The organism is Novipirellula caenicola, assembly GCF_039545035.1.
Classification (GTDB): domain Bacteria; phylum Planctomycetota; class Planctomycetia; order Pirellulales; family Pirellulaceae; genus Novipirellula; species Novipirellula caenicola.
Genome location: NZ_BAABRO010000002.1, coordinates 284,941 through 310,106 on the forward strand (window position 1 = coordinate 284,941; position 25,166 = coordinate 310,106).

Consider the following 25,166-nt stretch of genomic DNA (forward strand, 5'->3'; position numbering starts at 1 on the left):
GTTCAATGTGGTTGAAGTTACATAAATGATTTCCTCCATCGCCATCATCGGATCCCACGGAGTGAATAAAACACGGGGAAGATGATGTCGGGGAATGATTCAAGTGATGCTTTGGACCTGCAAGAGGCCCTGTCTGGGGTTAAGAATAGCGAAAATTGTGCTTGTCGCAGAGTGGCACTTCGCCAGATTCTGCCGCAATCCGAAAAATTTTAGGACTGCCAGCCACATTGATCGCCGCTGCAAGCGGCAAACAATGACGAATTTGCCAGCAAAAAACAAGCCCACCTCACCCCCACCGGCATCGACACGCGGTCCGATGCGGCAACAGCGATGAAGGAACTCCGCAGAAAACACTGCGAACGAAGCCTTCCTCGCGGGGGAAGCAAGCACCCGCTAGACGCAGGGGCCGCAAACGATCGCGAAGACGAAGGCCTCGGCGACCCTCGCAGCAATGCCGTTAACGGCTTGTTGCTTTAGTCGTACGATGGACTTCCTAGTCCGTCGAATACACCATTGACGGACTAGAAAGTCCATCATACACCCCTTGCCGCAGGAAACTTCACTAAATCAACGAGCCGTTAACTCGACTTGCTCGCGGAGGACTCGGAATCGGCGGCTTCTGGCTCGGCAGTTTCCGCTTCGGCGGCCTCGGGCTCAGCAGCCTCTGGTTCAGCAGCTTCCGCAGCTTCGCTATTTTCAGTTTCGGCGTTTGCCGTTTCAGTCTCGGCCGAAGCCGCTTCAGGAGCCGCCGCTTCGGGAGCTGCCGATGTTGCTGCGGACGCCGCGGCACCTTCGGGCTCAGCGATCCCCGCCGCTTCGGCTTCACGCATCAACCGATCCTTCTCTTTACGAGCACGACGCTCTTCGTTGGCAGCCTGCTCGGCTTCTTCGGCACGTGCCTCCGCTGTTTCGACAATATAGTCAACTTGCTCGGCCGTCAAACCGCTCATTTCCATGAACAAGTCCGGCTCGATCACCGACAGGTCGTCGTAGGACAAGTAACCTTGTTCGACAAGTGACTGGGCGATTTCTTCGGTCACACCGTCGATTTGACTGAAACCTGCGACCGCACGTTCGATTTGCTCTTCGAGCTCGGCACCGGTCATGATTTCGATGTCCCAGCCGCACAGTTTACTGGCCAGTCGAACGTTTTGACCACGCCGACCAATCGCCAACGACAACTGATCCTCTTGGACCAACACAATCGCTCGGCCGATCATATCGCAAAGCAAAACTTGCTCGACGGTCGCCGGTTGCAGCGAGTTGGGAATCAAAACCTCGGGGTCTTCGCTGTAGCGAACGACGTCAATGTGCTCGCCCGCCAACTCTTCGCGAACCGCCTTGATCCGGCTGCCGCGGAATCCGACGCACACGGCGATCGGGTCGACTTGCGAATCAACGCTGCTGACCGCAACCTTGCTGCGATAACCAGGCTCGCGGCTGATCGATTTGATCGAGATCACTTCTTCCGAGATTTCAGGAATCTCTTGTTCAAACAATCGTTGCACCAATTGCGGCCGGGTGCGACTGAGCACCACGCGAACTCGGTTGCCTGCGGCCTTGACCTCAAACACCACCGCACGAACTCGTTCCCCGGCGTGCAACGACTCACCCGGAATCTGCTCGCTGCGAGGCAGGATGGCTTCGACGTTACCTAGATTGACGGTGGCCACACCGCCATCGGCGCGACCAATGATACCGGCAACGATCTGTCCGACTTGCTCGCGATACTCGGCCATCAACGAGTCACGTTCGGCTTCTTTGACTTTTTGGATGATCACTTGCTTGGCGGTTTGAGCGCCAATACGACCAATCTGATCTTCGCCTAACTCTTCGCCATTATGACGAGCGGTAATGCGTCCGTTCTCGCGATTCAGCGTAATGGTGATGTCGGCATCTTCCCCATATTGCCGCTTTGCCGCAGTTTGCAGCGCCGCTTCGATCGCAGAAAAGACAAGCTCCGTGTCAATGTTCTTCTCGCGGTGAAGCGAATCAACGTAACGAAGGATGTCTTGGGGATTCATAGTCGTGGCTTCGATAAGGGCTCTATAAAAACTGCCCGAACCTTTGGGGGCCCGGGCACAGCGAATGCTCGATTGTTTAATCTAGGTTATCGATACTAATCCGGAGTGTCAACCAAGACTGAGCGTCACAAATAAGATCACAGCGACGTTAACTTAAGGCCTGGATTGCCTTGACGGCTTAGCGCAAATGAACGGGAATTGCTGACTAAAACGCCGCTCGACTTGACCATTCGTACCATGCCGTTTTCCGCTCGCTGTCGAGACTCGGCGACAATCCGGATCAATTAATCACGTTTCCCAGCAACAAGGCTGCCGGCATTGCTGAGACGATTTTTTCGACTGCTCCCCCCACCTGTTTGGCCTTCGCGACGCAAGCCGACCGATTCGCCAATCGAACCTTCGTTTCGCAACCGACGCCCCGCAGAACCGTCACACGGAGTCCCGACTGACACACGCTGGGCGTACACCGACTGATGCGAACGGGTCAAGCAATTTGCGTGCTGGAAACCGGCAACGGCGTCAACGCTTAAGCCGACGCGAAACTTGAAAACACCAACACGATCACAAGAAACAATCCAAACCAGCTGTAATTTTTAATGTCGAACGAATCGGGTCGCATTGGCAACGAGGCCGTCGAAGGCTCACTGTCCGCGGCCTGAACCAGCCCGCTTTTGTTTCCCACGGATTGAGGGATACCAGCATCAGCAGCAAGCAATGACACCCCGTTTGCGCCCGCGGCCGGCTTGCAATCCACTGGCGGTCCGCTGGCCCTTTGATCACGTTGGTGCTTGCTGTTTCGCTGCAAGTCCGTGCCAGCTTCTTGGCTTGCCTGTCGGTTTGCATCCTGCGTTGCGGCCGGGGTGGGAACCGCGTCTTCGGGATCATCGACTTGTTCAGAATGCAACACGCGTAAATGCGAGGATGCCACCAAAGCGTTCCCCCACTTTCGCTGCACCGATCGACCACCGCTGCGGCGGGCTGGGGCGTCGACCAGTGTGTCTTGGGCAATACGAATCGATGGGCGGTGAGGGAAGACGCTCAAGTGCAGGCTCCAGTACCAAATGGAACGATGGTTCTACCGTGTGTTGCGTTGCGGGGTCCGTGCGAGCGAAGCGAACATCAAGCGAATCCAAAAGTCGAAATGCAAACGCATCGGGATCCGCGGTCAGCCACATCCCGCCCACACCACGCTACGGATTGAATGAACTTGCAAATGACACGCCACAACGATTCGGCGATCGAGCACGGCCGGCCGGCGAATCACTCGGCCGACGGCGATACTGAAACAAATCGCCGTGCACGCAGGCTGTCATTGCAACTTTCGCCAAGTTGCGTAGAACGACGCACCGGTTTCGGGCACGTTGCCATCAAGCACCACATGATGATTCGCCGAGACATTCATTGGTCGCGAAAAAACAACACCTGCGTGCTCGCCCCACTTTGACGGTTATGCGGATTATGGCTACCGATCCTTTCGTTCGGATCAGCAAAGGGGTTGGTTGGCTCATCCCAAGGCACTCGGATATTCGATCTTGAATCGGGCACGCGACCTGAGAACCGGGCTCTTAAACCGAAGCGCGTCCCATCATGTTTGCCACGCCAGCGTCATGTTTGCCGCGTTATTCGCAGTGAGGTTGCGGGGCAGCGATGAAGTCTTCGCACCGCAGCCGACGATGACGAGAAAACGTAATTGGCGGTGTGGCCGCGATTACAGACCAACGGCGTTACCAACTCAAGGACGACACAGCATGCTACCGATCGACCGCCTCGCCGCCGCTCGCCGCGGTTTCACTCTGGCCGAAATGACGGTGATCGCCCTGTTGATTGGGATTGTCGTGACGCTTGCCGCCCCACGGATGCTGCCCGACGGCGACCCCGTCAACGATGTCCCCAGTCGCCGACAGTTGGCGATTCTGCGAAACGCGATCGAGATGTATCGTGCTCATGCGGGATTTTATCCTCCGGCGAACAAGTTACCCGAGGTAATGGAAACGCTACTGCACGAGCCGCTTGCATCTCCCGTCTACAGCCCACTGCAAGGTCGCAACACGGTCTATTACGACCTGGACCGCGACGTGGCTGAAGAAGTGGTCCCTCAGCCCAACGCCAAAGCGGGATGGGCATACAAACCCGCAAATGGAACGCTCAAGTTCAACGTGTCGTCCCACGATGTCTCAGCCAATTGGTAGCGAGGCAACGAGACTCGCCAAGAGTTTCGTTCCGCTTTGGCAGGGCGCGACCGAATTCACCCGCCCGGCGAAGACTGGGAGCGACAATGTTCCCCGTAGCGAAACTTGTCAAAAGTTTCGGCACCATTGTCGGCCAGCTTTCCAAGCTGGAACCGCGACCGATGTCACCCGCCCGGCGAAGCGGGGAGGGTCGGAAAACGAGCCACAGCGAGTTTTCCGGGGAGGGCACCGTCGCAGCTAAATCGAACCTTCTACCTCGAACACACCGAAGCCCCACCCAGAGCTCACTCCGCTCGCTCTGACCTCCCCAAAACAAGTTTCGAGGAGGTGAAGCACAATACCGGCGTCACGTACCCGTAGCGAAACTCGCGAAGAGTTTCGACACCATTGTCGGCCAGCTTTCCAAGCTGGAACCGCTAACGCCGAACGCACCATTTTCAACGCAGGCGACTCTCACTCACTGCGACGTCCAATCACGCCCCACGCACCCACATTTATAAATTTACAATTGTCAATTTAACTTTTTCAATCTCTTCCACCGAACTCACCCGCCCGGCGCAGCGGGGAGGGTCGGAAAACGAGCCTTCAGCGAGTTTTCCGGGGAGGGCAACGTCGCAGCTAAATCGCACCTTCTATCTCTAACCCCCCGAGGCCCTCAGAGCTTGCTTCGCTCGCTCTGACCTCCCCAAAACAAGTTTCGGGGAGGTGCAACGCGACCGAACTCACCCGCCCAGTAAAGCTGGGAGCCCGGCGGAAAAAACGCAATCAGCTGATTTCGGCGGCTAACCGGCGAAGCACGGCAAGGTTGATGCGATCCCAATCGTCGCCGGTTTCTTCGTCGGTCCCCTTTTCCGTTTCCAAGTAACCAGGGATCACGCTCAGCATGTCATCGGCCAATACGTGGCGGAATCCTTCCAGTCCGATTTCGCCACGCCCGATGTGCTCGTGACGATCCACTCGGCTGCCTAGCGGTTTCTTGCTGTCGTTCAAGTGCAATGCCGCGATCGATCCGGCCGGCAACCGATCCTCAAGCTCTTGCCGAAAATCGGCAAACCCTTGCTTCGTGTTGATTTCGTATCCTGCGGCAAAGGCGTGGCAGGTATCGAGACAAACCCCCACCCGTTTGAAATCGCCGCCTCCTTCGATCATCGCAGCAAGCTGTTGAATCTGATGTCCAAGACAAGAGCCTTGGCCGGCGGTATTCTCTAGCAGCAATCGACACGATCCTGGTTGAACGCGGCCGAGGATTTCGACGATCGCGGCAATGATTCGCTCAATCCCTTCTGCTTCACTGCTGGTCGTGAACGCACCTGGATGCACGACCAACCCTTCGATCCCCAGTTCGTTGGCTCGTTCCAGCTCCATCACCAACGAATCGACCGACTTCTGAAACAAGTCATCCTTGGGCGTGGCCAAGTTGATTAAATAGGAAGCGTGCGCAATCGGGCTGAGAATCCCCGAATCCGTTAGCGCCGTTTTCCAAGCCTGGACATCGGCAGCGACCAGCGGTTTGGCGGCCCATTGATTGTTGTTCTTTGTGAACACTTGGATCACGTCACAACCAACATCGACCGCACGCGCCACCCCCTTGGCCAATCCCCCCGCAACCGAAACGTGAGAACCAAAGCGGTGACGAGCGTTCACTTTTGCGGAGTTTTTCTTGGCCATGAGCAGCGTTTTTTTGGTGGAAGTGAGCCAGAGTTGGAAGGGGACAGGGGACAGAGCACAAGTATTGCAAGCATTCACGCGATTGCGAACCCAACGTGTCGTCCGTTTGCCCAACCGCCGCATAGCCCCCCAACGCCACTTCAATAAATCCAGAAAAAAGAATTGATCTTGCAATCAAGACTATCGAAATGCGATAGGCGAGGTCGATACTTTCGTTACAAGCCCACCCTCGGTCCGCTATCTCGTCTGCGTCGCAGTTGGGGTACCGATGGATCGAGGAAGGTTAACTGAAACTGATAGCACTAGGAGATTCAGGGATGAATCAGGCTACGACAAAAATCGCCGTTAGCGTGATTGCGCTCGTTTTGGCTTTTAATATCAACACCGCCAAGGCTCAATCGCCTTCGTCCACTTCGACCATGCCGACGATGGGCGAATTCATGAGCGGTTTGAACCCGATGAATTGGAAGATGCCGAATTTCAAGAGCCTGTTACCGGGGCAAGACGATACGGCACGAATTAAGCAGAAAAAGGATGGCTTGGTCAGTGATGTTACTGCCACCGCGTCCAAGAGTTGGCAGCGAACCAAAGAGGTTCTTGACCCACGTCGCTTGATGCCATCGGGATCGAGCGAACCGAAGGACGATTCTCCAGGCTTCTTCGCTTCGATGTTTGGCGGCGGCAAAACGGCCGAAGAAACCGAAGCGGAACACGTGGCAACGGTCAGCGACTTCTTGGCTCAGCCGAAACTGAACCGCTAGACGTTTGCTCCACGGCAATCGCGCCGCTTGCGGAATCAACAAGCACGGGGAACGGCAGCCGCCATTGCCCCGCGATGGACCAAGTGAAACGTTTGCCGGTCTTACCAAACCGTCAATCGACGTCGCGTTGCAGCCGGCCCGAACCATTCGCCCGGCGAATGCTCAGTCGAACGCTTTCGCCGGCCCCCAGTTCATTGGGATTCAGTCCACTGGGACTGAATCCGATGGCACTCAGTCCTCTGGAAACGGCTCTTCTCGCGGAGGGTAGCGAATACCGTTCGGTTCCCAGTTCGGATCAACGGGGGCTCGGTTCAAGTTGACTTCGTTTCGCATCACGCCGACCGCGCGATACGCAAACACGCCGGCGCCGATCAGGATCAACATCAATACGGCAAGTTTAGCGGCACGAAACCGCGTCGGTTGCCGAGCCTCCTTGACCTCAGGCGGCGTTTGATAAGGTTGCGGCTGCGGTGGATCAGTCATTGGTTTTGCCCAAACCTGAATAAGATGTTGAACATCATCATGTAGGGACCAACCAGACACCGTGAATTCGGCGTCAGCGTTTCGGTCCGCTTCAAAAAAATGATGACGACTACCGCCCCTGATTTTACCCGCCCGGCAAAGCCAGCAGGGACCGCCCCATAGCGAAACTTGTCAAAAGTTTCGGCACCATTGTCGGCCAGCTTTCCAAGCTGGAACCGCCAGCGATATCACCCGCCCGGTGAAGCGGGGAGGGTCCGAAAACGAGCCTTCAGCGAGTTTTCCGGGGAGGGCACCGTCGCAGCTAAATCGAACCTTCTACCTCTAACACCCCGATGCCCCACCCAGAGCTTGCTCCGCTCGCTCTGACCTCCCCAAAGCAAGTTTCGAGGAGGTAAAACGCAATACCGGCGTCACGCGCCCGTAGCGAAACTCGCGAAGAGTTTCGGCACATTGTCGGCCAGCTTTCCAAGCTGGAACCGCCAGCGTCGAACGCACCATTTTCAATGCAGGCGTCTCTCTCTCGCTGCGACGTTCAATCACGACGCACGCAAACGGCTTAGAAAGCCGAGCGACAATGGTGCGTCCCCACATTTTTCAATTTCTTCCACCAACTTCACCCGCCCGGCGCAGCGGGGAGGGTCGGAAAACGAGCCCGCAGCGAGTTTTCCGGGGAGGGCAACGCGACAGCTAAATCGAACCTTCTACCTCTGACACCCCGAAGCCCCACCCAGAGCTTGCTCCGCTCGCTCTGACCTCCCCAAAACAAGTTTCGAGGAGGTAAAACGCAATACCGGCGTCACCTACTCGTAGCGAAACTCGCGAAGAGTTTCGGCACATTGTCGGCCAGCTTTCCAAGCTGGAACCGCCAGCGTCGAACGCACCATTTTCAATGCAGGCGTCTCTCTCGCAGCGACGTTCAATCACGACCCACGCAATCGGCTTGGAAAGCCGAGCGACAATGGTGCGCCCCCACATTTTTCAATTTACAATTGTCAATTTAACTTTTTCAATCTCTTCCACCGATGTCACCCGCCCGGCGCAGCGGGGAGGGTCGGAAAACGAGCCTTCAGCGAGTTTTCCGGGGAGGGCAACGCGACAGCTAAATCGAACCTTCTACCTCTAACACCCCGAAGCCCCACCCAGAGCTTGCTCCGCTCGCTCTGACCTCCCCAAAACAAGTTTCGAGGAGGTAAAACGCAATACCGGCGTCACCTACTCGTAGCGAAACTCGCGAAGAGTTTCGGCACCATTGTCGGCCAGCTTTCCAAGCTGGAACCGCCAGCGTCGAACGCACCATTTTCAATGCAGGTGACTCTCTCTCGCAGCGACGTTCAATCACGACCCACGCCATCGGCTTGGAAAGCCGAGCGACAATGGTGCGCCCCGACATTTTTCAATTTACAATTGTCAATTTAACTTTTTCAATCTCTTCCACCGATGTCACCCGCCCGGCGCAGCGGGGAGGGTCGGAAAACGAGCCACAGCGAGTTTTCCGGGGAGGGCACCGTGGCAGCGAATGGTACCCGGCCGCTCACGCGTCACGGCTCAATTGAATGTTCTATCTAACACTCCGAGGCCCCACCCAGAGCTCGCTCTGACCCTCCCCAAAACAAATTTCGAGAACATGAAGCGAGCCCAAAAAAGTCGTGACGGCCTCTGCTACACGCTATCGCTCACATGACCTCGGCATTCACGCCTCTAATCCCCACTGCCGATTGGCGTTTCGATGGAAATGGGACTATCGTTTGGAGATGGGCCACGTAACAAAAATTGCTCGATGGTGCGTTGATCGCTTTGACCAGATTCTCGTCACCACGGTGCTGGCGTGGGTTTCAGCGATCGCGGTCCTTTGGACAGGGTTGCTGATCCTGAAGGCCTATCCGTTCTATTTCCCGCCCAATTTTGAAATCGGATTCTTACGCGGTCGCGAATCCTATTTTTATGGTTTGTACGCAGCCGCGTTCTTCTTGCACATCGTGACCACGCCGCTGGTCCTTGTCTTGGGACTGCTACAACTGAACCATCGAATCCGCGTGCGATGGCCTGCGCTCCATCGGCGAATGGGCAAAACCTATGTGGGACTCGTCCTTGCCTGTGTTGCTCCAAGCGGATTGATCATGTCGCTACGCGCTCCCTATGGCTACGGCGCGATCAGCGGATTTGCGGTGCTGAGCGTAGCGACCTGGATCGCCACCATGTTGGGCTGGAAACGTGCCGCCAGTGGACGATTCGATTCACACCGACAATGGATGTGGCGAAGCTACCTGCTGATCTGCTCCGCCGTCTTGCTTCGCATCCTCGCGGTGCTGGCTACCGATTTGCAGCTCACTGCATCTACCGCGTACCCCATTGCCGCGTGGGCCAGCTGGCTACCGTCGCTTGCGATCTTCGAACTCATCACGCGATGGCAAACGAACGAGATCAGTAGAGCAAACGAATCGAGTGATTGAAAAAGAGAAGGAAAACGCTTAGGACGTCAACGGCAGCGGGCTGGCGCACAACTTTGCGTACAGCTCACTCAATTCAGAGTCCGCGACGCCGGAGTCCGAAGTCGACAAGACGATCCAAGGACGTGCCTTGCGAATCACCCCCTTCTCGAGAAACTCGCCAAACAAACGCAGACGAAGCTCATTGTCGCTGGAATGATTTGCCGTGAACGGAGCATCGTGGGGCCCCAGCAGCACGGCAACCGAAAGACCTGAGGATGCTGCCAACGAGATGGGGTCGCAACCACGAAACGGCATTGTTTCTTTTGGCGCCGCCGATTCAGCAGATCGCGAAGCCACCAAGTCAACGGTCGGATGGGTGTCCAACAATCGCGTTTCGAGCGACAGGATCACCTCGATCACTAATCGCTGATCGGTCGAAGCAATCGGTTTGAAAACCGCTTCGATCGAATACGATCCCTCTTGCTGTGGATACGAAACGTGCAAGTCATCACCGCGGACGAATTGCTCAGCCGCCTGCGGGAACACCTCGTCGCCCACCGAGCAAAACTGGACTCGCTTGGGATCCGAGCCTGCTAAACCGAGCTGAATCCCTTGGGATCCTCCCGTCGCATTGAGCTGCCACGTCACATTGGCACTAGACCATGTTGCCTTGCCGAGTTCGCCGGTCTTCCACATCAGCTGTTTTTCTTTCGTACGTTTTGAGGGCAGAGCACAAGGTTAAAAGTGGACCATCCCGTAGCGGAACTTGTCAAAAGTTTCGACGACTTCCGCCACCAACTTCACCCTCCCAGCATCGCTGGGAGGGTCGGAAAACGAGCCTTCAGCGAGTTTTCCGGGGAGGGCACCGTCACAGCTAAATTGAACGTTCTAACTCTAACACACCGAGGCCCACCGATGAGCTTGCTCCGCTCGCTCTGACCTCCCCAAAACAAGTTTCGAGGAGGTGAAACGCGACCGATGTCACCTTCCCAGCATCGCTGGGAGGGTCGGAAAACAAGCCTTCAGCGAGTTTTCCGGGGAGGGCACCGTCGCAGCTAAATCGAACGTTCTAACTCTAACACACCGAGGCCCCACCCAGAGCTTGCTCCGCTCGCTCTGACCTCCCCAAAACAAGTCTCGAGGAGGTGAAACGCGACCGATGTCACCCTCCCAGCACGCTGGGAGGGTCGGAAAACGAGCCTTCAGCGAGTTTTCCGGGGAGGGCTTCGTCACAGCTAAATCGAACGTTCTAACTTCAACACACTAAGCCCCCACCGATGAGCTTACTCCGCTCGCTCTGACCTCCCCAAAACAAGTTTCGGGGAGGTGAAGCATGCTACCGTGGAGCCCGTCGCGTCAAAGGCAACCCAAGTTAGCTGGCGTATTCAGCGCTGAAGAACTCTTTGCTCTCGTTGACGCCTGGCTTGATCGTGCGGCTGCCTTCTTTCCAGTTCGCAGGGCAGACTTCGCCGTTTTTCTCGAAGTACTGCAGTGCTTGCACGATTCGCATCGCTTCATCGACGCTGCGTCCGAGCGGCAGGTCGTTGACGACTTGATGACGCACGACGCCGTCCTTGTCGATCAAGAACAACCCACGAAGCGCCACGCCGGCATCGATCAGCACGTCATAGTCGCGTGCGATTTGCTTATTCAAGTCCGCGATCAACGGATAGTCGGTCTTGCCGATTCCGCCTTCGCTGCGTTTGGTGTTCGTCCATGCCAAGTGAGTGAACTCGCTATCGACCGAAACGCCAAGCAGTTGGACACCCAGCTTTTCGAACTCGGCCGCGCGGTCGCTGAAGGCAATGATTTCGGTGGGGCAGACGAACGTAAAGTCCAAAGGCCAGAAGAACAGGACGACGTACTTACCGCGGTAATCCGACAGCGAAATTTCTTTAAATTCGCCGTTGGGCATGACCGCTTTGGCTGTAAATTCGGGGGCTTGTTGCTGAACCAACACACTCATCGTTTCGCTACCTTCGTTTTGAGATTGCGGCGGATTGGAAATAAAAAGGGAAGCAAGACAGGGCCTATTTTTCGCCTGCCTGCATTAAATCCAGAAATCGACTTTCGTCAGGCCGCACAGTTTAGGCTTTCCACCGCAGCATCGAAAGGAGATGCAATCCGCGTTATCACCAAGGCATTCGAGACCGCAGAATCCTGTCGCATTTTCCGATCATTGCGTCGTCGATGACCGCGGCGTGGATGACGGAGAGCCCGCTCGGTTGCGGCGGGTAAAACGTTCGATTCACACCGGGCGGGCCCTGCGCCGCATCGCTACAAATTCCAGCCGGACAAGGAGGCATTCGCCCACCAGCGATTCCGCTGTGGATGCGTCTCGATTCCCCCCATGACGCAAATCCGTTGCCAGACCGCAATGGTGGCTCCGGGGAAACGCTAGCCGAACTTACTCAATCGTCGCCGGCGAGGCCTAGTTTGGCCAACCATTTGCGAGAATGACCTTCGCCGCTTTGGTTTTGCGCTGCTTCACGACGAAGCCGATCCAATTGCTCGTCGAGATCGGCGATCTTGGTGGCGACTTCCTGCCGCTCGCGCGATAGCTTGGCTCGCTCGAGCGACGCTTCGATTTCCGCTTGCCGGAATTTCTCTTCCCACTGCGTCTGCAGTGCCTGTAGCCGCTGCCGTTCCTCCTGAATCAACTCGTCCGCATCAATCATCTCGGCGATCGCGGCCGCTCCGATGGCCATCCCGCCGGCGGATTGAGGGCGATTTTCGAGCAGATGATTCAGCTCACTGATCTCTTTCTCGAGCCGCTCGTTCTGCTGCTGCAACCGAGTGACTTCGCTTGTCAGCTCCTCGACAAACGTAACCGGATCCACCTCACGCTCGTCATCCTCATCAGCATCATTCAGTCGAGACTGAACCGTTTGCGTCAAGAATGTTTCGGCGTCAAAGCAATCCTCTTCCATTTGACGCAAAATCAATTGCTTCCGCTCTTCCCACGACAATGCCTCGGTGAAGTCCGATGGCGTATCGCTGGTCGATTTCTTGACGTTCGCGTTCGCCACCTTTGCCGCGAGGTCGCTGTTTTGACGCTTCAGCTCGCAGAGTTCGTCTTCGAGCGTCGCAATTTCGTCTCGCAGCAAGGTGATCGCGGTTTCATGATCGCCACGTTCGATGCGTTCACTGTTGTCGCGAAGCGCCGTATCACGTGAACTGCTGTCGGACGCTGCAAGCACCTGACTTTGCAGCTCTGCAAAATCGCTGATCAATTGGCGAAGCAACGATTGGTTGCCGTCGACCGCATCCAAGATCGCTTGCGATTGAGCCGACGTCGCCACCTGCGGCGAAGCCCCTTCGGACTGACCACCAACCTGCCAATCTTCTTCAGCGTGCAACTCCGCTTCGGGCGACTCTGCTTCGGATAACTCCGCTGGCTGCCATTCGGATTGCCACTGCGATTCGTCCTGCGATGACGATTCGTCCAAACATAACGATTCGTCGATGGATGGAGATTCGTCGATGGATTGCAGCTCGCAAACTTCACCGGCCAATTCATCCACGGCATCACTGGGCACCTCGCTTGCCGCTTGCGGGATCGGCCCGTCGTCAGCTTGCGGTTCCGGCGTTTCCCAGTCGGCGACTTCGCGCTCGATCGCATCGAGCGAATCCCACATCGCTTCGATGGGGGACGATTCGGACGATTCCGAGGGTGACGCCGATTGTCCGGCTAAATCGGAATCAATTGGTTCGACGTTATTTAGCGGTTCGACGTTCAGCGGTTTGGCGCTGGATGCGTCCGAGTGGATCGCATCGTTGTCGACGATTTCCGAACGATTTAATTCAGCAAGCTTCAATCCACCGCGGTCGACTTCGGCGCAGGCGACACCCCGAGGCTTGTTGTTTGCCGTTTCACGACCAGCCGCAGACGCATTCGCATAGTGACTTTTCTTCCGTTTTCGAGTCTTCCTGGCCATAGTGGTTGTGTATTTGTTAGCATGCCAGCCGCGTTTCGCTTGCGGGCCGAAGCGGCTAAAATTTCGGTTCGTACGCGGCTGCACATCCAATGAGGACCGCAGGTCGTAGCGCACAGAATCTTTCCCCGTACTGATTCCTACGTCGAAACACTAGGTTTGTCAAAAAGACACATGGCTAAAAAGAAAAGCACCGCGTCGGATCCTGCGAGTGAATCCGATTCTGCAGAGATCGACTTTGAACAAGCGGTGGGCGAGGTACAGCAGATCGTCAGCGAATTGGAAAGCGGCGAACTGGGGTTGAGCGAATCGCTGAGTCACTACGAACGCGGAATCAAGCGGCTGAACCAATGCCATGGACTGCTCGAAGCCGCCGAACGCAAAGTCACGCTGCTGTCGGGATTTGATGCCGACGGCAATCCGGTGACCGATCCGTTCGAAGGAGCCGATGAGAAGGATTCGGCCCCGGCGAAGGCAGGCCGACGCGGTCGCGGCACCGCCAAACGGAAACCTGACAATGACGACGAAATAGGTGGCCTGTTCTAACCCCCCGCTTTGCTCTCGCGTGCGGCCCGTTTTCAACGCCGCAGCTTTCCGCTGCCCCCTGCTTTTTTCCAATGGACGCTGATTCTTCGCTGACCTGCCGTTTCTCGATAACCACCTGATTTTGCTGGTTGAGCAACAATTTCCATGGGCGGGGGGTGATCACCAACTTCGCGTTGCGGTAATTATTGTAGGTATATCGTACGATCGCCCTTCCTTTTTACGTTTTCCCCGACAACGGAAACTCTGTTGATGAGTTGCCAACCATCTGAGCGAACTTATGGCTAATTCCCCCTCCGTAATGGAGGATCTTCGTCCACTGGTCCAACAAGCGCTTGAAAATGCGTGCGATTTCGGCGATGGTTGCCCCCAACGTTTGGGTGATGCGATGCGTTATGCGTTGTTGGCCCCCGGAAAACGGCTGCGACCTGCGTTGGTTTTGATGGCTGCCGAGGCGTGTGGCGGCGAGTTGCAGGAAGCATTGCCGGCAGCGGTTGCCGTCGAAATGATCCACGCCTACTCGCTGGTTCACGACGATTTGCCCGCGATGGATGACGATGATTTGCGTCGAGGTCGGCCAACAGTTCACATTCAATTTGACGAGGCTACTGCGATATTGGTCGGCGATGCACTTCAGGCCGAGGCGTTTCGCCAACTCAGCGAAGGCGTCCGCGATCCGTCGCGTGCAATCGAGGCGATCCACGTGCTGGCGTCCGCTGCTGGTGCCTGCCATTTGGTGGGGGGCCAGTCCGACGATTTGTCAGCCGAGCGGGACCAGGCGGCTTGGGCCAATGCCAATCCGAATTCAACCGAAACCGCAGCCCCACCCCTGAGAACCGTCGAACACCTTGAATCGATCCACCGGCGAAAAACCGGCGCGTTGTTCTCAGCGTCGCTGGCGATGGGAGCGATCCTGGCGGGTGCGGACGAGAAATCCAAGTCCGTGTTGGCCGATTATGCCGCAGATCTTGGGTTGGCGTTCCAGGTAGTCGACGATTTGCTTGACTTTACCGCCAACGAGCAAGAATTAGGTAAACGCACCGGAAAGGATGCAGACCGAGGTAAGCTGACGTACCCTGGTCTATTGGGCATCGAGGCGGCCCGCGAAAAAGCGGACCAACTTGTCACGTCAGCACGCAACCATGCAATGTTTTTTGGCCCCGCAGGTTGGCGGTTAACGAGTTTGGCTGATTTTGTTTATGAACGAACCCAATGATGGAATGACATTTCGAGTCTCGACCACGTCGAAAAAGCAATCGACCGCGTCGAAAGAACATGGATGAATCGCACAATAGGTGCTGCGATCGATTGAGCCAGTGTGACAACCGAGTGGATAAAATAATGAGCGAACCGGAACCAACAACCTCCCAACCTTGCAGCCACCCTCTGCTTTCGAGCTTGCCCGACGCGAGCCCGCTGAGGTCGATGTCACGCGACCAATTGCAGGATGTGGCCAGCGAGATTCGTGATGTGTTGTGCAACCTGTTGGCCACACGCACGGCTCACTTTGCATCGAACTTGGGCGTGGTTGAATTGTGCATCGCGTTGCACTGCGAATTTGATTTCCGCCACGACCGGTTGATCTGGGACACGGGCCATCAAATCTATCCACATAAATTGGTGACCGGACGCTACCATGATTTCCCTTCGATTCGCACCCGCGGCGGATTGATGGGATACCCCAACCCGGTCGAAAGCGAGTACGACTTGTTCATGACCGGCCATGCCGGTTGTAGCGTCAGCACCGCGGTGGGTCTCCGCAGCGGCGATGTGCTCTCGGGCAACGCCGATCGGCGTACGGTCGCGGTGATCGGCGATGGTGCGTTCCCCAGCGGCATTGTGTTTGAAGCGATGAATAACGCTGGCGAACTCGAAGACGATCTGACAATCATCTTGAACGACAACAAAATGTCGATTTGTCCTCGTGTTGGCTCGGTCGCCACGTACCTGGACCGTCTTCGTTCGAATCCCTATTACACCGGATTGAAACACGAGGTCGCACGGCTGCTGGATCACGTGCCGATGTTTGGTGATCCCACCGAACGACTGTTGGCGCAGATGAAAGAAGGGGTCAAGGCCGGATTGCTGGGCGGGATGCTGTTCGAAGAATTGAACATCCGTTACGTCGGTCCAATCGATGGCCACGACATCCCGATGATGCGAAAATATTTGGCGATGGTCCGAGAGATGAAAGGGCCTGTGCTGCTGCACGTTGTCACCGAAAAAGGACACGGCTACAAACCTGCCGCCGAAGATCCGGTATTCTTTCACACGCCGCCTGCATTCAAGGATGATCGTGGCAAACCCGTCTCGACCGCGTCCTCGGGATGCCCTCCGTTCACCCTACACGCTCGCGATGCAATCCGTCGTCAAATGGCCGATGACAAACGTGTCACGATCATTACGGCCGCAATGTGCCAAGGCAACAAACTGGAACCGATTCGCGAACAATTTCCCGATCGATTCTTTGACGTCGGCATTTGCGAATCGCACGCCGTCGCCTTTGCCGCCGGTCAATGCAAAAACGGGATGCGACCGATCGTCGATATCTACAGCACGTTCTTGCAACGCAGCTACGACCAAATCTTCCAAGAAGTCGCACTGCAAGATTTGCCGGTCGTGTTCATGATGGATCGCGCCGGATTGACCGGTCCCGATGGTCCGACGCACCATGGCATTTTTGACATCGGCTACCTTCGCGTTTTCCCGAACATGGTCATCATGGCGCCGGGATACGCGGGCGAAGTCGACTTGATGCTCGCCAAAGCAATCGAACATGACCATTCGTGTGCGATTCGTTATCCAAAGGCATCCGCATTGGAACTCGATCGCACGCCTGATGAAATCGTGATCGGAAAGAGCGAGCGAATTCGCGAAGGCCGTGACGGCACGATCGTGGCCTATGGCGCGATGCTAGACCAAGCTCTCGCTGCTGCCGAATTACTTGGCGACGATCTCGACGTCGGCGTCGTCAACGCACGGTTTGTCAAACCGATCGACCGCGAGATGATCCGCGAAACGATGGCCGGAGACAAGTTCGTGGTGACGCTGGAAGAACATGTCAAAATGGGCGGTTTTGGTTCGGCATTCCTGGAAGCGGCTGCCGAAGAACGCCTAGACACTCGCAAAATCCATATCCTCGCCCTGCGTGACGAGTTCATCGAACACGGAGACCGCGAAGAGTTGTTGGCCGAACATGGGCTCGCTGCCGAACCGATCGCTGCAACTTGCCGCGCGGCCGCCAACCTGCAACCAATCTCGCTACAATAACAGCAACGTCAACGGTACCAGATGAATCCTGCGGCGGATGGGCTAGGCTGATTTACCGGCCCAACGCGTCCGGCCCAACCCGTCCAGCTCGCACGGTTCGAACACGGGATTGGCTTTTCCGAAGCATTCCGTGTCACGCGTACGCCCGCTTGATTCAACTTACCGCAACTCCGCTGTTCTCGACGTCCTCGGCCTCACCCTATTTAGTTATTCTTTTCGTCGAGTAGATCTACTGATGCCTGCGAACCAAGTCGTTCAATGGGTCCAGGATGGACATCGCCCCAACGTCGTGATCCTAGGAGCACCCAATCGCGACCGTGTCCGCACGGAGCTACAGCGGCTGAGGCCTGTGATTGCCGAATCGGCAAACATCATCGCCGAGGATCTCGATTTCACCTACGACTTTGACGATCAATTGGTCGACTTGGTGATCGTACTCGGGGGCGACGGTTCGATTTTGCAAGCCGCACGCCAAATGGGAATGTCACAGTCGCCGGTGTTGGGCATCAATTGCGGCCGACTTGGGTTTCTGGCCGCGCTATCGCCCGACGACTTTTTGAACGTTTGGCCCGAAGTGATGCGAGGCGGCTCGGACGTGATCGATCACATCATGTTCCAGGTTTCAGTGCTACGCAGTGGCGAAGTGGTTGCCGAACAATTGGCACTCAACGAGGCCGCGATTCTTCGGGGTGCTCCCTACCGGATCCTTGACATCGATTTGTATGCCGACGGCCATCTAGCGACTCGCTATCGATGTGATGGATTGATCATCGCCACTCCGGTTGGATCGACCGCGCACAACCTGTCCGCTGGCGGGCCTATCCTGAGACGGAATCTGCAAGCGATCGTGATCTCGCCAATCAGTCCCCACACGTTGACCTATCGCCCCGTCGTCGATTCCGCCGAAACCGTGCTCGAGTTGACAGTGACGGAACCGTACGATTCCACCAGCGTGGTGGTGGACGGACGGATTTTAAGTGCCCTGCAGCCAGGCGATCGTGTTCGCGTCGAACGTGCCGAACAGACATTCAAAATGCTGGAGGTCCCCGGCCAAAACGACTACCGCACACTGAGAGACAAGTTGGGCTGGGGAGGCTCGGTGAATTCCAAAATCGGCGACGATTAAAAATCGAAAGCCCCGTCCTCGTAGCGGAACTTGTCAAAAGTTTCGGCACCATTGTCAGCCAGCTTTCCAAGCTGGAACCGCCAGAGTCGAACGCACAATATTCAATGCAGGCGTCTCTCTCGCTGCGACGTTCAATCACAACCCACGCAAACGGCTTGGAAAGCCGAGCGACAATGGTGCGCACTCGCATTTTTCAATTTACAATTGTCAATTTAACTTTTTCAATCTCTTCCACCAACTTCACCCGCCCGGCGAAGCGGGAAGGGTCGGAAAACGAGCCTTCAGCGAGTTTTCCGGCGAGGGCAACGCGGCAGCTAAATCGAACCTTCTACCTCGAACACACCGAGGCCCCACCCAGAGCTCACTCCGCTCGCTCTGACCTCCCCAAAACAAGTTTCGAGGAGGTGAAGCACGATACCTGCGTCACGCAACCGTAGCGGAACTTGTCAAAAGTTTCGGCACCATTGTCGGCCAGCTTTCCAAGCTGGAACCGCCAGCGTCGAACGCACCATTTTCAATGCAGGCGTCTCTCTCGCTGCGACAGCAAACCCGCCCCACGCTATCGGCTTGGAAAGCCGAGCGACAATGGTCCTCGTATCGAAACTTGCCAAAAATTTCTGGGGACAAACGCCAAGGAACGAAAGTCCGAACGATTTCCGCTACGCTAAAATAGCACTACTAATCGTGTTCCCACCGCCCCGCCCCATCTTTCCCACCAATCTCATGACCTCATCGCATCCGTCGGCGCAGCGTTTGAAATCGCAATATGCGACCGACGTCGCTCGCCGCACCTTCTTGACCCGATCGTTTGCCGGCATCGGGGGACTCGCCCTGGCCTCATTGACAGGTTCGGCCGCCTCAGGCGTCTCCCCCACGGCAAACTCACCCCAGGGCGACGCTCCTTGGCCCGCACTCGCTGGGCTGCCGCATTTTGCCCCCAAGGCCAAACGGATCGTTCACCTTTGTATGGCGGGCGGCCCGTCACACGTCGAATCGCTCGATCCGAAACCGGAACTCGATCGCATCGACGGACAACCGTTTCCCAGTTCGTTCACGCAAGGACAACAGCTTGCCCAATTGCAGGGTTCTGAACTGAAAGCACGAAAGTCGTTCGTCAAGTTCAAGAAGTGGGGCGAGTCTGGATTGGAGATGTCCGAGCTGTTTCCGCACACCGGCGCGATGGCGGACGAGCTGTGTGTGATTCGCAGCATGACGACCGAGCAAATCAATCACGACACGGCTCACGCGTTCATGAACACCGGCTCGATCATCAAGGGGCGCCCCTGCATGGGATCGTGGTTGCTTTACGGATTGGGCGCCGAAACTGAAAACCTGCCCGGCTACGTCGTGATGACATCATCCGGGCCAGGGGCCCAGCCCGTTTCGGCGCGGCAATGGAGCGCCGGCATCTTACCGAGCCGCTACCAAGGCATCGCGTTTCAAGCCAGCGGTTCGCCCGTGCACTACATCGGCAACCCCGACGGCGTTTGCCAATCGACTCAGCGGCAAGTGATTGACGAGGTGCAGCGGCTCAATGGCATGTTGGCCGAACGTTACCTCGATCCCGAAATCGATACGCGTATCTCGCAGTACGAGATGGCGTTCAAGATGCAGACCGCCGTGCCGGAGCTGACCGACATGTCGACCGAAACACAAGACACGCTTGATGCCTATGGTGTCAAACGGCCTGGCGACGGTTCCTACGCATCCAATTGCCTGCTGGCCCGCCGACTGCTCGAACGAGGTGTTCGCTTCGTTCAACTCTATCACCGCGGTTGGGATCACCACAGCAATTTGGAAAAGAACTTTCCGATCTCCGCTCGAGACACCGACCGTCCCACCGCCGCACTGTTGGCGGATCTGAAACGCAGCGGACTACTCGAAGACACATTGGTGCTGTGGGGCGGCGAATTTGGCCGCACACCGATGGCTCAAGGCAGCGGACGCGATCACCACATCAACGCCTTTAGCGTATGGATGGCTGGCGGCGGAGTGAAACCTGGCATGACTTACGGAGCGACCGATGAACTCGGCTACAACTCAGTCGACAACATCGTCACCGTCCATGACTTGCACGCCACCCTGTTGCATCTGTTTGGCGTCGAGCACGAACGCTTGACTGCACGCTTTCAAGGCCTCGACCTGCGATTGACCGGGGTCGAACCGAGTCGCGTGGTCAAAGATATCCTCGTGTAAGTCGGCGCGCTCTAAACGCAGCAAATGATAAAACGCAGTAAACCAAACCACATCGTCGGCACGCACTACCATGCCCACACGGCAAACGATCCATTTAGTATTCCCCATGAATTTCAAACTGACCTTCCGCATCCTTGCCGCATCGACGCTGATCGCTCTCGGGCTGGTGGCCACGCGTATCGTCACCGCAGACGAATCGCCAACCTTGGTCAGCACGTCCAAAACGCCGGCACTTCCCGACCAAGTGACGTTCAACGCTCATATCCGTCCGATCATGTCCAACACCTGCTTTGCCTGTCACGGACCGGACGAGCAAGAAAACCCCAGCGGGTATCGGCTCGATTCCTTCGCCGCTGCGACAAGCGGGTTGCCGTCGGATGACGAAGCCGTCGGGATCAAACCCGGCGATCCGATGCATAGCGAAGCGTTTCTGCGGATCATCGACGAAGGCAACGGCGAACAAATGCCGCCCGCCGAATTCCGCCATCGCTTGACCGATTACGACAAAGCATTGTTTCGCAGGTGGATCGAACAAGGAGCCCAGTACGAACAGCATTGGTCATACGCTCCGATCGTTCGCCCCCACGTCCCCACGCTCAACACGTTCGCGGACAAAGTACACAACCCAATCGACGCCTTCGTGCTGGCTCGACTCGAAGCCGAAGGGATCTCGCCCAGTGGCGTTGCCGACAAACGCACAGTGCTGCGCCGCCTAAGTCTGGATCTGATCGGTTTGCCACCGACGCCAGCGGAACTGCAATCGTTTTTGGATGATCCATCCGCCGATGCCTACGCGCGGCAGGTCGAACGATTGTTGTCGTCAAAACATTTTGGCGAACGAATGGCCAGCTTCTGGTTGGACCTCGTCCGTTTTGCGGATACCGTCGGTTTCCACGGAGACCAAAATCAACGCGTCGCTCCCTATCGCGACTATGTCATCGATGCGTTTAACTCCAACAAACCGTTTGATGTTTTCACACGAGAGCAACTCGCCGGTGACTTGCTCGACAATCCGACGCCACAACAATTGGCCGCCACCGGTTTGTTGCGACTGAACATGGTCACTCGCGAAGGCGGCGCTCAACCCGAAGAGTACCTGGCCAAATCCAAGGCCGATCGCGTACGGATGATGGGCACCGCGTTCCTCGGCAGCACGCTGGCGTGTTGCGAATGCCACAACCACAAATACGATCCTTTCTCGGCGAAAGACTTCTATTCGATCGGCGCGTTCTTTGACGACATCCGGCAATGGGGCGTTTACGCCGACTACGGATACACTCCGAATCCAGAGCTGCGTGGCTTTAACAACGACTTTCCCTTTCCGCCGGAAATCCGCATCGAAAGTGAAGCGGCACGAAACGAAATCAAATTCCTGCAATCTGAACGTGACCGCGATCTCTATTCCGAACTCGCGGATTCAGTATTGCCAGATCCGGAATTCGCAAAATGGACGCAGTCGCTCGCGACAACGTTACAGTCCAATCCGTCCGGCTGGATCGTGGCCGACGTGGTCGATGCCGTCGCCAGTGGCACGACCAAGCCGACGCTGAAAGACGATGGATCGGTTTTAATGACAGGACCGGCCAACAAGTCCGAGCAGATCACGCTGGACACCAAACTTGACGATACCGTGCTGGTCAATTCGATTCGTGTCGAGGTATTGCCCGACGAAACGCACGGCAACCGCGTCGGACGCAGTGACGAAGGACGCTTTTCCTTGAGCGTTTCGGTCGACCTCCAACGTGGCGGCAACGAACCACCCCAACCGACCGCGGTTACACCTCGCTTCGTGCGAATCGAGTTGCCGGGCAAGAACAAGATCTTGTCGTTAGCCGAAGTCCAAGTGTTCACGAAGGACGCCGAAGGGAAACTGCGAAACATCGCCGTCGCGGGTAAAGCTCGCCATTCGTCGAATTACAAATCGGGCGACGCGTCGCTTGCGATCGACGGTAACACCGATGGTCATTACTACAACGCTCAATCGGTCACCCACACCAACCCTGGTAACGATCCGTGGTGGGAACTAGATCTGGGTGCAGCGAACAAGGTCGAAAAAATCGTCATATGGAACCGTACCGACTCGGCCCAATACGCAAAACGTTTAACGCGTTACCAAGTTAAATTGCTGTCCAGCGACCGCAACGAATTGTTGTCGTTTTCTCCGGCAACGCCTAATCCGTGGGTGGAAATCGCGGTTCCAAACGAAATCGTCGCGGACACCCGCGAAGCGATCAAAATCGCCTGGGGCGAAGCGGATCGCAAGAATCCAAAACGCTACACCGGTGGCGACGAACCACTTGTGTTGGAGGACGTTTGGCGAAGCGGCCCGGCAGCGTGGCAATTACCTGCGAACGAGACCGAGTACCCGCACACCGCCGTTTACCATTTCGCCAACCCCGTCTGGGTCACGCCGAATGATCGTTTGAGAATGACGCTTCACAGTGGTGATGTCGGACGCGTTCGCATCTCTGTCACCCCCGTGCCACACTCCATTGCTGGCTGGGACGCCGCGACGCCCGAATTGAAATCGGCGATCGAGACACCGGCGACGAAGCGTAGCGAGCAACAAAACGCACAACTCGTCAGTGCATTCCATCGTGCCACGGTGCCCTATTCACAACAGCGACCGAGCAGCCATTTTTATCGCGACCAGATCCTAGAACTGCATTCGGCGATGGCAATGTCGGTGGTAGTTCAAGCGGTGCCGGAGGACCGGTTGCCCGAAAGTCGCGTGCTGCCTCGAGGGAATTGGCAAGACAAAACGGGCGAGCAGGCACCGCCTGCGACACCCCACTTTTTGCCGCAATTGGAAATTGAAAGCGAGCGCCGGTTAACTCGACTCGACCTAGCCAACTGGGTCACCTCGCCCGAAAATCCGCTCACCTCGCGGCATGTCGTTAACCGAACCTGGAAACAATTCTTCGGCACCGGATTGTCAAGCAAGCTGGACGATCTCGGAAGTCAGGGAGAATGGCCGAGTCATCCGTTGCTGTTGGATTGGATGGCAGCGGAGTTTATCGACAGCGGCTGGGACGTCAAACATTTAGTCCGCTTGATCGTCAACAGTCGCACCTACCAGCAAACGGCGGCTCAGCGGCCGGATCTGACCGAGCGTGATCCGTACAACCGGTTGCTCGCGAGTCAATCGCCGCGCCGACTCGAAGCCGAAGTGATTCGCGACAACGCATTGGCGATCGCTGGTTTGTTGGTCACCGACTTTATTGGCGGATCAAGCGTCTATCCCTACCAGCCGGCTGGGCACTATTCGAACTTACAGTTTCCCAACCGGACCTACCACGCCAGCCGCGATTCGCGGCAATACCGACGCGGCGTGTACATGCATTGGCAGCGAACCTTCCTGCATCCGATGCTGGTCAATTTTGACGCGCCGTCGCGAGACGAATGCACAGCGGACCGAGCGCAATCCAACAGTCCGCAACAAGCGTTGACGTTGTTGAACGATCCGTCGTTCGCCGAAGCCTCACACGTGATGGCGGATCGACTGATCGCCGATCACGAAGAGGGCGAGTTTGACGATTGGCTCAGCGCAGCCTTTGTCCGCAGCTTGTCGCGGCTGCCCAGTGACGATGAACGAGCGGCACTGCGTGGATTGTACGACCGGCAACTCGCGTACTATCGGTCTAACGCACAGGAGGCAACGAAGTATCTCGAGGTAGGCCGTAAATCGCCACAGCAATCCCAAGCCGAGCCAAGTCAAATTGCGGCGTTGGGGCAAGTCTGTCGCGTGATTTTGAACCTGCACGAAACGATCTCTCGTTTCTAGCCCGCTGCGCCCGTAGCGAAACTCGCGAAGAGTTTCGGCACCATTGTCGCCCAGCTTTCCAAGCTGGAACCGCCACCGATATCACCCGCCCGGCGCAGCGGGGAGGGTCGGAAAACGAGCTCGCAGCGAGTTTTCCGGGGAGGGCAACGTCGCAGCTAAATCGAACCTTCTATCTCGAACACCCCGAAGCCCCACCCAGAGCTCACTCCGCACGCTCTGACCTCCCCAAAACAAGTTTCGAGGAGGTGAAGCGAAATACCAGCGTCACGCCTCCGTAGCGAAACTTGTCAAAAGTTTCGGCACATTGTCGGCCAGCTTTCCAAGCTGGAACCGCCAGAGTCAAACGCACCATTTTCAATGCAGGCGTCTCTCTCGCTGCTACGTTCAATCACAACCCACGCCATCGGCTTGGAAAGCCGAGCGACAATGCACGCACCCCCATTTTTCAATTTACAATTGTCAATTTAACTTTTTCAATCTCTTCCACCAACTTCACCCGCCCGGCGAAGCGGGGAGGGTCGGAAAACGAGCCTTCAGCGAGTTTTCCGGGGAGGGCATCGTGGCAGCTAAATCGAACCTTCTATCTCGAACACCCCGAGGCCCCACCCAGAGCTTGCTCCGCTCGCTCTGACCTCCCCAAAACAAGTTTCGAGGAGGTGAATCGCGTTACCATCGTCACCCACCCGTAGCGAAACTTGTCAAAAGTTTCGATCCACCATTGTCGGCCAGCTTTCCAAGCTGGAACCGCCAGCGATGTC

16 protein-coding genes are annotated in these 25,166 nt (G+C 56.5%); 9 read left to right on the forward strand and 7 right to left on the reverse strand.

Annotated elements, in window-relative coordinates:
* Positions 1-578 precede the first annotated feature (578 nt).
* Positions 579-2,024, reverse strand: a complete 1,446-nt coding sequence (gene nusA / locus ABEA92_RS05115; protein ID WP_345682726.1) for a transcription termination factor NusA — start codon at positions 2,022-2,024, stop codon at positions 579-581.
* Between the two features lie 526 nt (positions 2,025-2,550).
* A complete protein-coding gene (locus ABEA92_RS05120) occupies positions 2,551-3,066 on the reverse strand; it encodes a hypothetical protein (RefSeq protein WP_345682727.1) in 516 nt (171 codons plus the stop codon).
* Between the two features lie 706 nt (positions 3,067-3,772).
* Between ABEA92_RS05120 and ABEA92_RS05125 the strand changes: the two genes are divergently transcribed.
* Positions 3,773-4,213: a type II secretion system protein gene (locus tag ABEA92_RS05125; protein WP_345682728.1), complete on the forward strand. Its 441-nt coding sequence runs from the start codon at positions 3,773-3,775 to the stop codon at positions 4,211-4,213.
* Positions 4,214-4,978: 765 nt separating this feature from the next.
* Here the strand turns inward: ABEA92_RS05125 and ABEA92_RS05130 are convergent.
* Entirely contained in the window at positions 4,979-5,881 is a 903-nt protein-coding gene (locus ABEA92_RS05130) for a deoxyribonuclease IV (protein ID WP_345682729.1), read from the reverse strand.
* Between the two features lie 317 nt (positions 5,882-6,198).
* On the opposite strand from ABEA92_RS05130, the gene ABEA92_RS05135 reads away from it, so the two are divergent.
* Positions 6,199-6,642, forward strand: coding sequence for a hypothetical protein (locus tag ABEA92_RS05135; protein WP_345682730.1), 444 nt, complete (start codon positions 6,199-6,201; stop codon positions 6,640-6,642).
* Positions 6,643-6,873: 231 nt separating this feature from the next.
* On the opposite strand, the gene ABEA92_RS05140 is transcribed toward ABEA92_RS05135, so the two are convergent.
* Positions 6,874-7,125: a hypothetical protein gene (locus tag ABEA92_RS05140; protein WP_345682731.1), complete on the reverse strand. Its 252-nt coding sequence runs from the start codon at positions 7,123-7,125 to the stop codon at positions 6,874-6,876.
* A gap of 1,646 nt (positions 7,126-8,771) precedes the next feature.
* On the opposite strand from ABEA92_RS05140, the gene ABEA92_RS05145 reads away from it, so the two are divergent.
* Positions 8,772-9,575 (forward strand): DUF2306 domain-containing protein, encoded by an 804-nt coding sequence (locus ABEA92_RS05145; RefSeq protein WP_345682732.1) that lies wholly within the window; start codon positions 8,772-8,774, stop codon positions 9,573-9,575.
* An 18-nt stretch (positions 9,576-9,593) separates the two neighbouring features.
* On the opposite strand, the gene ABEA92_RS05150 is transcribed toward ABEA92_RS05145, so the two are convergent.
* The 3 genes from ABEA92_RS05150 to ABEA92_RS05160 form a co-directional block, all read right to left on the reverse strand.
* Complete coding sequence (locus ABEA92_RS05150; RefSeq protein WP_345682733.1) at positions 9,594-10,250, reverse strand: hypothetical protein; 657 nt, start codon at positions 10,248-10,250, stop codon at positions 9,594-9,596.
* Positions 10,251-10,926: 676 nt separating this feature from the next.
* Positions 10,927-11,520: a peroxiredoxin gene (locus ABEA92_RS05155; protein WP_345682734.1), complete on the reverse strand. Its 594-nt coding sequence runs from the start codon at positions 11,518-11,520 to the stop codon at positions 10,927-10,929.
* Positions 11,521-11,965: 445 nt separating this feature from the next.
* Positions 11,966-13,492 (reverse strand): coiled-coil domain-containing protein, encoded by a 1,527-nt coding sequence (locus ABEA92_RS05160; RefSeq protein WP_345682735.1) that lies wholly within the window; start codon positions 13,490-13,492, stop codon positions 11,966-11,968.
* 171 nt (positions 13,493-13,663) lie between these two features.
* Between ABEA92_RS05160 and xseB the strand changes: the two genes are divergently transcribed.
* The 6 genes from xseB (at position 13,664) to ABEA92_RS05190 (ending at position 24,408) form a co-directional block, all read left to right on the forward strand.
* On the forward strand, positions 13,664-14,035 hold the full coding sequence (xseB, locus tag ABEA92_RS05165; RefSeq protein ID WP_345682736.1) for an exodeoxyribonuclease VII small subunit: 372 nt from the start codon (positions 13,664-13,666) through the stop codon (positions 14,033-14,035).
* A gap of 277 nt (positions 14,036-14,312) precedes the next feature.
* Positions 14,313-15,248, forward strand: a complete 936-nt coding sequence (locus ABEA92_RS05170) for a polyprenyl synthetase family protein (RefSeq protein WP_345682737.1) — start codon at positions 14,313-14,315, stop codon at positions 15,246-15,248.
* A 125-nt stretch (positions 15,249-15,373) separates the two neighbouring features.
* The gene (dxs, locus tag ABEA92_RS05175) at positions 15,374-17,302 is read left to right on the forward strand and encodes a 1-deoxy-D-xylulose-5-phosphate synthase (protein WP_345682738.1); all 1,929 of its coding nucleotides are present in this window, start codon (positions 15,374-15,376) and stop codon (positions 17,300-17,302) included.
* Positions 17,303-17,537: 235 nt separating this feature from the next.
* Positions 17,538-18,428 (forward strand): NAD(+)/NADH kinase, encoded by an 891-nt coding sequence (locus tag ABEA92_RS05180; RefSeq protein ID WP_345682739.1) that lies wholly within the window; start codon positions 17,538-17,540, stop codon positions 18,426-18,428.
* 723 nt (positions 18,429-19,151) lie between these two features.
* Entirely contained in the window at positions 19,152-20,624 is a 1,473-nt protein-coding gene (locus ABEA92_RS05185) for a DUF1501 domain-containing protein (RefSeq protein WP_345682740.1), read from the forward strand.
* Positions 20,625-20,730: 106 nt separating this feature from the next.
* Complete coding sequence (locus tag ABEA92_RS05190) at positions 20,731-24,408, forward strand: DUF1553 domain-containing protein (RefSeq protein WP_345682741.1); 3,678 nt, start codon at positions 20,731-20,733, stop codon at positions 24,406-24,408.
* Positions 24,409-25,166 lie beyond the last annotated feature (758 nt).

What these genes read in the sequence shown, in the direction of transcription:
- nusA (WP_345682726.1), bottom strand. Translation starts at nt 2,024, where the DNA reads ATGAATCCCCAAGACATCCTTCGTTACGTTGATTCGCTTCACCGCGAG.
- ABEA92_RS05125 (WP_345682728.1), top strand. Translation starts at nt 3,773, where the DNA reads ATGCTACCGATCGACCGCCTCGCCGCCGCTCGCCGCGGTTTCACTCTG.
- ABEA92_RS05130 (WP_345682729.1), bottom strand. Translation starts at nt 5,881, where the DNA reads ATGGCCAAGAAAAACTCCGCAAAAGTGAACGCTCGTCACCGCTTTGGT.
- ABEA92_RS05135 (WP_345682730.1), top strand. Translation starts at nt 6,199, where the DNA reads ATGAATCAGGCTACGACAAAAATCGCCGTTAGCGTGATTGCGCTCGTT.
- ABEA92_RS05140 (WP_345682731.1), bottom strand. Translation starts at nt 7,125, where the DNA reads ATGACTGATCCACCGCAGCCGCAACCTTATCAAACGCCGCCTGAGGTC.
- ABEA92_RS05150 (WP_345682733.1), bottom strand. Translation starts at nt 10,250, where the DNA reads ATGTGGAAGACCGGCGAACTCGGCAAGGCAACATGGTCTAGTGCCAAT.
- ABEA92_RS05155 (WP_345682734.1), bottom strand. Translation starts at nt 11,520, where the DNA reads ATGAGTGTGTTGGTTCAGCAACAAGCCCCCGAATTTACAGCCAAAGCG.
- ABEA92_RS05160 (WP_345682735.1), bottom strand. Translation starts at nt 13,492, where the DNA reads ATGGCCAGGAAGACTCGAAAACGGAAGAAAAGTCACTATGCGAATGCG.
- xseB (WP_345682736.1), top strand. Translation starts at nt 13,664, where the DNA reads ATGGCTAAAAAGAAAAGCACCGCGTCGGATCCTGCGAGTGAATCCGAT.
- ABEA92_RS05170 (WP_345682737.1), top strand. Translation starts at nt 14,313, where the DNA reads ATGGCTAATTCCCCCTCCGTAATGGAGGATCTTCGTCCACTGGTCCAA.
- dxs (WP_345682738.1), top strand. Translation starts at nt 15,374, where the DNA reads ATGAGCGAACCGGAACCAACAACCTCCCAACCTTGCAGCCACCCTCTG.
- ABEA92_RS05180 (WP_345682739.1), top strand. Translation starts at nt 17,538, where the DNA reads ATGCCTGCGAACCAAGTCGTTCAATGGGTCCAGGATGGACATCGCCCC.
- ABEA92_RS05185 (WP_345682740.1), top strand. Translation starts at nt 19,152, where the DNA reads ATGACCTCATCGCATCCGTCGGCGCAGCGTTTGAAATCGCAATATGCG.
- ABEA92_RS05190 (WP_345682741.1), top strand. Translation starts at nt 20,731, where the DNA reads ATGAATTTCAAACTGACCTTCCGCATCCTTGCCGCATCGACGCTGATC.